The sequence below is a fragment of the Streptomyces sp. TM32 genome, assembly GCF_004122755.1.
Classification (GTDB): domain Bacteria; phylum Actinomycetota; class Actinomycetes; order Streptomycetales; family Streptomycetaceae; genus Streptomyces; species Streptomyces sioyaensis.
This window is the reverse complement of record NZ_SDIG01000191.1, coordinates 1-11,609: the sequence shown is the minus strand read 5'-3', so window position 1 is coordinate 11,609 and position 11,609 is coordinate 1. Positions and strand designations below refer to the sequence as shown.

5 protein-coding genes are annotated in these 11,609 nt (G+C 65.3%); 1 reads left to right on the top strand and 4 read right to left on the bottom strand.

Annotated features, from left to right (window positions below; translation table 11 throughout):
* Positions 1-249 precede the first annotated feature (249 nt).
* Positions 250-1,077, top strand: a complete 828-nt coding sequence (locus EST92_RS27885; RefSeq protein WP_161981783.1) for a nuclease-related domain-containing protein — start codon at positions 250-252, stop codon at positions 1,075-1,077.
* 437 nt (positions 1,078-1,514) lie between these two features.
* On the opposite strand, the gene EST92_RS27880 is transcribed toward EST92_RS27885, so the two are convergent.
* From EST92_RS27880 to EST92_RS27865, 4 genes are all read right to left on the bottom strand, one after another.
* Positions 1,515-2,867, bottom strand: coding sequence for a hypothetical protein (locus EST92_RS27880; RefSeq protein WP_129283511.1), 1,353 nt, complete (start codon positions 2,865-2,867; stop codon positions 1,515-1,517).
* A gap of 58 nt (positions 2,868-2,925) precedes the next feature.
* Entirely contained in the window at positions 2,926-3,765 is an 840-nt protein-coding gene (locus EST92_RS27875) for a DUF4145 domain-containing protein (RefSeq protein WP_129283510.1), read from the bottom strand.
* Positions 3,762-8,411: an AAA domain-containing protein gene (locus EST92_RS27870; protein ID WP_129283509.1), complete on the bottom strand. Its 4,650-nt coding sequence runs from the start codon at positions 8,409-8,411 to the stop codon at positions 3,762-3,764. The genes EST92_RS27875 and EST92_RS27870 overlap by 4 nt, the downstream gene beginning before the upstream one ends.
* A gap of 817 nt (positions 8,412-9,228) precedes the next feature.
* Complete coding sequence (locus EST92_RS27865; RefSeq protein ID WP_129283508.1) at positions 9,229-11,283, bottom strand: hypothetical protein; 2,055 nt, start codon at positions 11,281-11,283, stop codon at positions 9,229-9,231.
* Positions 11,284-11,609 lie beyond the last annotated feature (326 nt).

The window sequence follows — 11,609 nt, the reverse complement described above, 5'->3', positions numbered from 1 at the left end:
GCTACACGTAACGTGCCCCCTCCTCCCCTGCCCTTGTCCCTGCCACCTGCCCGCCTGCCCGCCTACGCCGGCCGGCGAGCTCAGCAAGCCCTGAACGTGAACTGCAGAGAAGGCTCCCCCTCACGGCACCACCTTGCTGATCGCAACCAACTATGCTCCCCTGAAGGTGAGTTGAACCATCAGGTTGGGGGCCGCGTGGGGGACTTACGCACGGAACGGTGGCGCCGCTACGGACACGATCGCGTGTACGTGAACCGCGTAGCGGATTCGGCTGCAGTGGCCTGGTACGACTGCAGAACAGGAAAGATCAACATCCTGGACGAGAGCTATCGCGACGAAGCCTTGTCAGCCCTGGCACCGTTCCTGACATCCGAGCCGGAAGCCACACCCGTGGCGGACCCGCAAAGCCTCCCCGCTCCCCCCGCGGCCGCCACTCCGTCATCGAGCCAAGACCTGGCCACGAACGAGCCGGGAGCCTCACTACGGCGCCGGATCGAAGAGGTCGAACCGAGCCCTCTCCTGCGCACGCTCAGGCGGTGGTTCAGGCTGGACGCCGAATTACGCCCATGGCAGACCGGCCTCAAGGGCGAGCGCATCGCGGGCAAGAGTCTGAACCGGCTACGGCGCGACGGGTGGTACGTCCTGCATTCGGTGGAGCTACCAAGCGGCGCCGACATCGACCACGTGGCCATCGGCCCACCCGGTGTCTTCACCATCAACACCAAGCACCACAGAGGCAGCAGGATCTGGCTCGGCGATCACGCCGCCATGGTCAACGGCCAGTCGACCCCATACGTCCGGAACAGCCTCTTCGAGGCGCGGAGAGCGGCACGGTTACTGACCCACACCTGCGGCTTCCCGGTGGCGGTCCACCCCGTACTGGCCGTGGTCGGCGCCGCTACGGTGACCGTCCGGGCGACGGCGCCCTCGGTACGCCTGATCGACGGCACCCACGCGGCCCGCGAACTGTCCGGGCTCTCCCCCGTCCTCACCCCGCCCGACATCGAGCGCATCTATGCCGCCGCGCGCGAGGGAGACACATGGCTGGCCCCGTCGAGAAAACCCGACCACACGTGAGGGCCCGGCGAAGCCCGACCGCGGACACCCACCGCACAGCACTCAACCACCTGGACCGGCCGCAAAACGGCGGGCTCAACCGCAACTGATCCCAACTGACCGGGACAGGCACGAGCCCCGAGCGACCACTCCCCCATAAACGCCAGAAGCCCCAGGCCACCACCGGCCCGGGGCTTCGTCCCTGTTCACGCTCAGAGCCCCCTGTCGGATTCGAACCGACGACCTTCGCTTTACAAGTGGGATTGGGTCCTTGCCGGGTGGTGTCCAGCCTTGCTGAGCGGTGACGTTCTTGCTGGTCAGCGTCGGGAGGGGTGAGCCGTGGTCCTTGTGTGTGCGGCTCATGCCGCCCTGTCCGCTCACGCATTGCTCACGCAAGGTTTGGCAGATCGACTGGTTCGTAGGCTGTGATGCAGAAGGGCCTTGAGGGGTGAGGCGGCTCAGGAGGTCAGCACCCTCATGGCAAGCACAGATCCGTCAGGATTCACCGAGACTGGCCCACGCCACCTGCTGTCCCATGTATCGAGGGGCCAGGCATCTCGTCGGGCGTAGACCTCGCGGCGATAGCGTTCCACTCTGCCTCCTTCAAGATGGCGGAAGAGGTCTTCCGCGACGCCGGAGAACGCCTCAACGCGTGTTCGGTTCAGCCGGAAGACGTGGTCTGTGCCGACGAACTGAATTCCGAGAAGCTGCTCACGGGCGTCTTGCACGCTGCCTGTGGCTGCGTGCGCGAAGCCGGTGAAGTGACGGCTGCCCTGCCGCTTGGTCAGGTACTGGACAGTTGCCTGACCGTCACCGGCAAAGGCGGTTAGCCCGGCGGCTTCCGTTCGCGCGAGGACGTGTTTGAACCATTCACTGCGCTCGGGCGTGATGTGGAAGCCGGGCTCCTTCTCCGGAGTGTTGTTGCCTTCCGTCGGCCGCTGGATGCCCGGGAAGAAGTTTTCGTCCTCGACGAAATGGTCCACGTTCCTCACGGTATTTCCCGTTGAGTGGTTCAACAGCCCGTCTCGTCCGGCAGCGCGCAGGGCGTGGACGGTCAGGGGGCCGTCCATCGGGAGCTCCGTGCTGAATACCAGGCTAGGCGTCTCGTTCCACGACCCGATGTGTACTGCTTCCACATGGGCTGAAGCAGAGGCGAGTTGATCGTGAGATGTCGTGGCGTTGCTGTGGTTGCCCTTGGACTCGATCGGGAAGACCCGTGACGGCTCACCGGGCTTCCAGACCTCGGCGAAGAACCGTGGACGGTATCGGTAGCCGGCTCGGGGCCCCTTGTCCCTGCTGGTCAGAGCCCAGCCCGCCCGCAGGGCTGTGTCGGCTGGAACGATCGAAACGACGTGCTGCGGGTAGCGACGATTTAAGATCTGCTTGGCCAGCGAGAGAGCGAAGCCGATCCCGAGTTCGTCTGACTGGAGCGCCTTGTAGTAGTCCGCCGTCTCCCGGCCCTCGGCCGAGAGCCTCATGTACGCGCCCGAATCCCCGGTCAGGGCTTGGTTGTACTTCAGGCTTCCCCAGTGCTCGGCGAGGCCCCGACCTGCTCCCCGCCGGGCGAGAGTGACTGCTCGGGCCAGAGTATGGAGCGCAGTCCAAGGGGCTAGTCGGAAGGAGCTGACTTCCTTCGTGGCTAGGGCCTGGAGCATCGGCTTGCGTCGTAGGGCGTCGAGTTCCTTCTCCTTCCTCTTTCCGTCCTCTTCGGCGCCCGCCGCGTCGACGCTGCCGACGAGCGCGATGCTGGAGTGAGTCGCGACGTTCGACGGCTTCGACAGATCTGTCAGTACGGCTGCTGCGTTCTTCAACTTGTTCCCCCTGATGGATCGCACCAGTGCTGCAGGACAAGGTCACAGCTCAATACGGCTAAGGTGCTTCGGGCTGTGATCCGGCAAGGTCGTTCAGGACCGCGTTGACCACGGGCCAGCACATGTTCAGCGTGTCCCGGTCGGGAGCGTGAGCTTCGCGGATTTCAGCGCGAGGATGGACGAAATTGCGGTACTTGCGTAGCTCGTGGCAGAAGCGCTCGACGTCGGCGCCGATCCAGCCTGCGTCGTGGCAGGTCTTGATCAGGGTGTCCAGACTTACTCTGTCCGGAGACATCCGGCCGAGCAGTGAAGCGTTGCGCTCCTGGACCACATGAACGAGGACGCCTTCAAGAAGGCTGCCGAGCATGATGATGGCGGCCACGTGAGCCCCGTTGGCGTAGCAGGTCCGGGCCTCGTCCAATCGGTGCTGGAGGAGACTCGCCATGTCCTTGTCGTTGATGAGATCGGTCATGGCTGCTTTGAGTTCGACCGGCCCTTGGCTACCTGGGTAGTTGAGAGAGGGGTCGCAAGCTACGAGACGGGGCCGCCCACCGGGGTTCTCCAAGCGGGCTCCCTCGTGCACGAGGAAGGCGTTGACGGCGGAGACGACGGCAGGGAGCTGCTCGGGCTCGTCGAAATATTCGCGTGGGTCGGCGAGGCGAAGCAGAACCTTTTCCAGGTCGGATGGGTGCTCCCGACGCTCGGAGAGCCGGGCGAGCGTCCACTCCTTGCGGTACTCGCCGTCGTACTCCGGAACCCTCTGCCAGCCGGCGTGCTCCAGGAAGCGCGCGATCTCGAAGCCCTTCCGGTAATAGAGGTGCTCGTCGCCGCAGATGACGCGGGCCAGTTCCTCCAGGGTGTTGCCGTCCAGGATGCCGATGGGGGATTGCGGGGTCATGCTGTGCCTTCCGTGCTGTCGTTGGTCGCTTCGACTTCTGTCGTGTCGAGGGCGGCGACCGGAGCGGTCGCGCCGTGATGGTCAGGAGATTCCGCGGGGTCCTCAGCCAGCCCTTCGTCGGAGGAGAGGTCGAGCGGAGTCCATTGCATGCCGGAAGAAGCAGGACCCGACGGCGGCTCGTCATCGGCGGTGCGGAAAGCGGCCGGATGAATGCCCAGCCGATTCAGCTCCTCCCACAGGCCGGACAGGGCATGGTCGGGGTCGAAGCGGAACTCGCTCTCTGGAAGGCGCCAGAACGTCCAGCCCACCCGCTGAAGTTCACGGTCACGCTGCTCGTCGTGCCGGATCTGCTCAGGTGTCGTGTGGTACCGGTCACCGTCACACTCCACGGCCAGACGCCCGCGAGCGCCTACGACCACGAGGTCGATGCGTTTGCTTCCGGCCGGGCACTGCGGGATGACGTGATATCCGCGAGCCTTCAAGCGCAAGTAGACGTGCTGCTCGAAGAGCGACTCGAACGGCTTCTGTGGGACCTCGGCGGATACCTCTCCTATGTCGTCGGAGTCGGCAAGTGCGGCCGGAGGGTTTTCCATGTAGGCAAGGAGGTTGAGGCGCAGGTCCCCCTGCTTGAGGCGGTCCGGTGGAACTGAGTAGAAGAGTCGCATCTGGTCCTGGGCTCGGGACGCAGCGACGTTATAAGCCTGTCGCTCGCTGCGCGCACCGCCCGCGACGCGTGGTGGATCGCTGGCGACCATCGACAGCAGAATGACGTGCCGCTCATCTCCCTGGAACGACGCCGGGTTGCCTACACGGATCTTGTGGCGCTCGCGTACTGGGGCCGGAATGCGCGTGTTGATCAGCTGTTCAAGGAGCTTGACCTGCCCGATCGGTCCCTGGAGAGTGATGACCCCCATGGTCTTGTCCCGGTAGGCAGGGTCTTCCACGAGCTGGGCCAGACACTCGACGACGGCCTCGGCTTCCTTCGGGTTGCGGAGCCGGCTGTCGCGCCCCTGGGCTATGGCTCCATCGACGAAGTGGGTCACGAGAGGGTTGAGACGCTCACCGCCGTACTGGCGCAACGGCTGAAGTTTGTCGTTGTAGAAGGTCTGCGATGACCAGCCGATGATCTCGGGCATACACCGGAAGTGCTCCTCCAATCGGATCACCTTCGGGAAGAAGGTGGACAGCAACTGGTAGAGGTTGGTCGCGGGGCCGTAGAGCGTGCGCAGCATCGGCGGCATATCCGGCAGGTGGGAGACGAGCCGATCGTGGATCGCCTGTGTGCGGCCCATGCCGCTGACCGGGGGCGCGCACTGCTTGTCGTCCCCGACAACGATCACGCGCGGAGCGAGCCACAGCAGGAACAGGGCGTCCATTCCTGCCTGACTGGCCTCGTCGACGATGACCACGTCGAACGCGTCCCGCTGGGGACGTACCGTCTCGGCGACTTGTGAGATGGGCATGACCCACGCGGGTACCGCTCCCTGCGCCGTCTTCATGGCGTCGTGGGCTGCAGCACGGTAGCGGCCCGCGTTGCGGCCCTTTCCCTTACCGTACGAGGCCATGTGGTTGCGGTACGCCTGAAGGGCGGACCGCTGCTCCTGAGTCATACGCTCAAGGCAATGCAACCGGCCCCAAGTGGCGGCAAGTTCGCCGGTCAGCGACTCCAGGTTCCCTTCACACTGGGACAGCTCGCCTTCAAGGTGACGTTCGCGCCCATGTGATCGCTGACGACGCACGAAGGCAGAAGCGGCTCCCCAGGCCCACGCCTCGGCCAGTGAGTCCAGCCGAGCTTCCCACGCAGGGTTGTCGGGGTTCTGCGCCAGATCGTCGGCGAGCAGAGGGTGCGCCGCACGAACGCCGCCCAGAAGCACATCACATCGGCGCCGGCGATGCTCACGCCGATGCGCTTCCCGCAATGCGTCGAGTTCCTTGGCGTAGCGGTCGGTGTCTCGCTCCCGGACTGCCTGGGCTGCGGCCAGTGATTCCGCGGCGGGACGAGAGCCTTCAACCGGGGTGCGGAGTTGCTCTTCCCACCCAGCAAGCCGGGTGGTGGCCTCGTCTGCGGTCCGGCGGCTGGAGAGAGCGGATAGCGCGTTGATGAACTCCTGCCACGCTGTACGTGATGTGAGAGGGATGTGCAGACCGTGACGCACGAGCAGTCCGTCGATGCGTTCACGGGACGCTCCGAACGCGTCGATGTGCGTCAGGCGGGCGTGGGCCTCAGACAGTGCGGCCACACGGAGCTCAGTCCGTCCTTCAGGAATCGGGGCTCCGGCTTGGGCCCAGCGTTCGGCGAGCGTGGCAACCGTGGAGTGGGCGCTCAGGTGGGCGAGGACAGCCTCGACGTCCTCCAGCGTTTCGGGTGAGTGGCCACTGACGGTGCACGTGTCCAGAAGATCCTGAGCGGCTTTCTGCGCCTTCGCAACGCGGAAGCTGCCGCGAGCGCGCAGCTTGCCGCCCGAGACGAGATGCTCACGCAAGGCGATTCCTCTTGCAAGCATTTCATCGGCTCGGTCGGCGGGGAGCTTCTCAGGCAGGTGGACGCGCTTCATGCCTTGCCCGTCCACCTGTCGCCTGATGGCGTCGAGCTGGGCTTCCGCGTCGGAAACCCGCTGCCATAGCGTGAGGCCGTCGCGGGAGAGCCTGTCGGATAGGGCCTTGGTGATCCACTTGTCCGTATCCCACTGCCTGGCCGACGGTGGCACGCCGAGGTGATGGAGAGCCGTGCGGCAGTCATCCGCGAGCGAGGTGAGTTCGTCGGTGACGGAGGCGTCGAGCCGGGCGAGTTCATCGCGGATGGCAGCCTCCTCGGCGGACAGACCGTCATTGGCGACGCAACTGGCCGCGAGTGCATCGGCCAGGACTTCCGGGGAGGGGAGAGAGGCCGGATCAGGCAGAGTGCCCTCTGCGCGTAGCTCGGCGGCACCGTCGCGCACCAGACTGAGCAGTTCCACGGCCTGCGCGGGAGACAGTGGCGGAACAGAGGCGGCCTGCCCTTGGTCCGGAACCAGGCCGATCCAGGAGTAGCGCTCGGTGCCATCGATGACGCGCTGGACGATTGCGGCCAGGGTGCCGGAGTATCCCGGAGCGATTTCCGGGTGCCGATAGACCTCTGCCTCCCGCACCGCGATCACTTGCTCCGTGAGCGCGCTGATCCTGCCCCGCACCTCTTCCCGGCGTGCCGAAAGCCGACGGATCTCATCCCGTAGCTGTTCGGGGTCGCTCGTGGCGACCTGGTCGGTCAGGGAGTTGATCGTGCGTTCCAGCTCGTCCGCCCCGTCCTGGCGTACCGAGCTGAGCAGGAGCACGCACAGGTCACGCACAGCGGGAGGGAGTTTGTCCCGTAGCACTGTTAGAGCTTGGTCGCGGGCGCTGGTCACCAGAACTCTCTGCCCTTGGGCAAGCAAGGCGGAGACCAAATTCGCGATCGTGTGCGTCTTGCCGGTGCCCGGCGGTCCCTGCACCACCACGCCCGTGTCGTGTTCCAGCCGTCGCAGCACACTGCGTTGCCGCTCGTTCGTCTTTCCGGGGAAGAGCGGGTCGTCCCCGAAAAGCGGCGGGATCTCGCGGTCGTTCCAGCTCGCACGTTCCTCGGAGTTCAGGGGCAGCACCAGCTGTGCCAGCCCCAAGGGTGCATGCCCTTCGGAAGCTACGCTGTCCGCGATCCGGTCGTAGAAGCTCAACAGGGCGTTGCGGTCCCGTGGACGTAGTACGAGCGCCGGAGCGTAGGTGAGGCGCGCGCCTGGCTCGGGCTCGCGTGGCGGCTGCCATTCGGCGCTGAACGAAACCGGTCGCTGCAGTGCCCGGTCCTGCCACTGGGTCAGCTGCTCCAGGACCTCCTGACCGAGCAGATGCAGTGACTGGGCGGCGATATCCTCCGCGAGTGCAGCCGAACGCTCGGAGGCCCAGCCGTCATCGGTGTCTAGGAACGCTTGGTCCTCAAGCCGCACGGCTCCTTCGGCCGTCAGCCGGACCACGAGCCGGGCAGTCTTACGGTCTACAGATGTCTCCACCCGGTGGGTGAGTACGTGGCGATGCACGGCGTCACCGCGCGGGTCTCTCCAAGTCAAGAGGCCAGCAGCCAAAACAAGTTCGAGTTGATCGTCCTGCTGGGTCAACTTCTGGTGCCAGTGGTAGACCTGCTCGTAGAGCTCCCGAAGAGCCCGTTCCGCACGCTCCCGCTCCGCCCAACGTCGCCACCGTGTGAGCCAAGGACCGTAGGCCCGCAACACTTCAGCCGCTTCCTCCCGGCGGACGGTGCGATCCCCCGCTTCTTCCTCCCGCTGCTGCGGGCTATCGCCGGTGCGCGCGAGCTCCTGCCCCGGACCCTCGATGGCGAGCGTCGGATCACCGCCGTCCGCGTCCTGGCACTGCTCAGCGGACACCCACCCCTCCAACACTTCAGGTGGGGGCGGTGGCGCGGTTTGTGGTACGTGGTCGAGAGTGAGCAACAGCCCATCGGGCCGGTCCGACGGACGGTGCACGGAGGCCGGCAGGTCGGCCAGCCACAGGCGCTCCCGTGAACGGCGGTCATCACGTAGACGGTTATGGCTGCTTTGTACGACCTCTTTGAGGAAACCGATCAGACCAGTGGTCTGTCCAATGACGTCAGGATCGCTAGCGGCACGGCGCGACACGTTCACCTGTCCCCCTTTGGTGCTGGTGGCGAACGCTCCAGGATGAGGGTGCCGGCCAGGAGGGGCAACGCATCCCGGGAGAATGGCGAGATATACGCGTAGTGCGGGCTTGATGTACGCGGTGTAACAGCTTCGGTCCATCAACCGGCTTCCCAGTGAGTAAGCCGCGGGCCGCTGACCTGGGGCTCTGCGCGGAGCGGGTGACGGGAATCGAAACCGCGCTCTGAGCTTGAGAATCACCGGGGCTTGCGATGCGCGCATCGTTCTGACCTGTGCAAATGCCCCCGGAGGGTGAAGGGAGCGTGTCCTGCTGCGACCATTTTTCACCGCTGTTGACCGTCATCAAGGGCACGGATGGGGCGCAGTCGTGGGGGAGTGCCTGCAAGGCTCATTTCCCCTGTGGGATGCCGCCGCGGCGTACGATTCCCTGGTCTCGCGGCGACGGTGATTGCAAGTGCGAGTTGATCGTGACTGGCGACGCGTCACGGGCCGAACTCGACGGATCCAAGACGGTGGCCGGCAGGGAAGGTTGTCTACCGGGTCGAGGGCGGTCGCGCGGACATCCGTGGCCTCGCTGACCTGAGGAGTACAGGGCCCTTCTTTAGACATTGGTTCGTCGATGCCGCAGGCGGTGGGCAGCAGGGCTGAGGCGGCGAGAGTCACCTCCAGAGCGGCGTGATTCCCCCCAAGGCACCTGGCCGCCCTTGTCGGCGTGCAAATGACTGCGCTGCTGTGGGCCGGGCGCGGGCGCTCCGCAGCGCGATCCCCGTGAACGCGGTCGTTTCCTGCGATTGGCACGGCAGAGTAGTGAACCCGCATGCGGTCAACTGTGGGGGGATAAACCGGCGCGAATGGCGAGGTGGTCCTGGAGCTCCCGGTGGCGGAACTGGTAGGCGTGTCCGGCAGACCGCAGAATTCCCACCTCATGGCACGTGTGGAGAAAGGAGCTGAGCCGCCATGGAAGATCTCGGCGTGTGCACAGCAGTAGCGCAAGGTAACGGACCGATGCGGCGGGAGCTGCGAACGCGAGCGAGAAGGCGACGCTGACGGACAGCCACTGAGGACTCCAACCCCCCAGGGCACCTGCTGCCGTACAAGCGCCAGTGAAGACGACTGCTGTTATGACAAGAGAGGTGGTGTCCGCGCGCACCGGGTCGCGCGGGTCGGTGACGGGTTCACCGTTCTGCACCAGAAGCCAGCCGCCGAGCTCGCCCGTAATCCCCGTGGCCGCGCTCACACCGATCAGCAGACCTAACTGGAGGCCGGAGATGAATCCGGAAAAGATACCGGCCAGGGTCGTGAGCAGGATCGTGACGATGAGCACACCAGTCAGGTCCGCCCGCCCCCGGCGAGTCCTGATCTGGCGGACATTGATGCGGCGCGGGGACGGCCAGGCCCCGAACCACGGAAAGCTGACGACAACAGCAAATACCGGACAGGCGAAGATCAAAGCCGCAAGGAGTACTTCCTTCCAGGAATGGCCAGTCAGCCGCTCCAACACTGCTGTCGTTGCAGCCCCCACCAGGCTCATGGCGACGCCGAGCACTTTCTGTGCGTACGGGGCCCGGCGCGGCCCTGCTGCTGGCCACAGTTCATGCAGGACAAGGTCCGTGGACGACATGACCCGGCCAGCAACCGCACGCCTGGTGCTGTTGCCGTGGAGATAGCAGGCTAGGTATGCAAGATGGTGCTGGGCACGGTCCGGCGTCATGCGGTGGAGCGGCCCACGGGAAGCAGACGCGAGCGAAGCAGGGATGTAACGCTCCAGAAGGTGTTCATAGATGCTGCCGCTCGTCGCAAGGGCGAGTAGATCGCGCGGGGAGCGGCAGTACTCACCGGCTGGAGTGCGTTCCTGGTAAACGCGCACGGCCAGGGCCAGACGCCACGGTGTGTCGAGCGCCCTCTGCAGTTCGGGCACGGCGGTAGATGCTGACCTGGGGAAGAGGGCATCGAGCACCGGCTGCCAGCGCTCTTGCCCTATCGCGCTGTCGGCAACACGGTGCTCCAGGTACGCGCGAGCCCCCTCCGCGGTGACCTGAGCGAGCTGGATACGGGTCACGGTACGTGCATGCACGTCCTGAAGGGTGAGGGACTCGTACTGTGGCCAGCGGCAGGCCAGGACAACAGGCGCGCGCTCTGTCCCCCGCTGAAATGCGTTGATTTCTGTCAAGAGGGCGGCAGCACGCGAGGCATGACCAAGAGTCGGCCCGGGATCCATCTCATCGAGCCCGTCAATGACCGGCACCACCAGATGAGCTTGCAGCAGCAAGTCCGCATCCCCGGGCCGCAGCCGCCACACATCGGCAAGTTCTGTCCGCAGCCATGCGGTGATGCTGCCACCGGGCCATGATGGCGCGGAAAGCCTCAGTGGGACCGCCTCTCCCGCCTGCCGGGAACCGGCCAGCCTCAGGACCAACGCCACCGCTGTGACGGACTTGCCGGTCCCGGCGTCCTGCGATAGCCCCACATGCGCTGTGCCCGTGATAACCAAGCGTCCTGGACTGAGTTGCCGGTAGAAGTCAGAGATCGTCTCCAGCCTGCCCGCAGAAGGAGGGGCCGCGACATGGCCGTGCGCGCTCGCGGTGAACTCAAGATCGATTAGGCATGACAGATCGCCCCCTATGAGCTCAGAGAAGTGGACCTGTTCGATACGCACCACCTGCCGAGCCAACTCGCACGCTAGCTGTTCGGGTTCAGGTACCGCGTTGGATCGCAGCGCAAGCAGCAGCGCCACCAGGGCGGCCGCACCGCCGAGGACGCTCGCCATCGGATCCGCTGTGTCCCAGCCGCCGCGTAACGCAACCACAACAAGCCACACCAACACGGCACCGACCGCCGCCCCTGCTGCCGCACGCGTCCAGCGTCCCCCAGCGTTCATACTCGCCATTGTGACGCGTTCGCACAGGCGCTGGGGTCATATCCGAACAAGAGCGTTCGGGCATGAAACATCTAGCATGGCCTAGGCAATGCAGAAGCCCAGTCGTGGAGTTTTAGCTATCAAACTGACCCTTAGTCTTCGGAGTGGCTGACGGGAATCGAAACCGCGCTCTGTTTATGGGAATCAGGGCGCTTTCGCGCGCCTAATGTCTCCCTTGCCAGGGAAGGAACTCCGATCTCATCAAGCCCAGGGCACATTACGTACGTCACCCACCCACCCACCGGGGGCATTTGCACAGGTCAGAACGATGCGCGCATCGCAAGCCC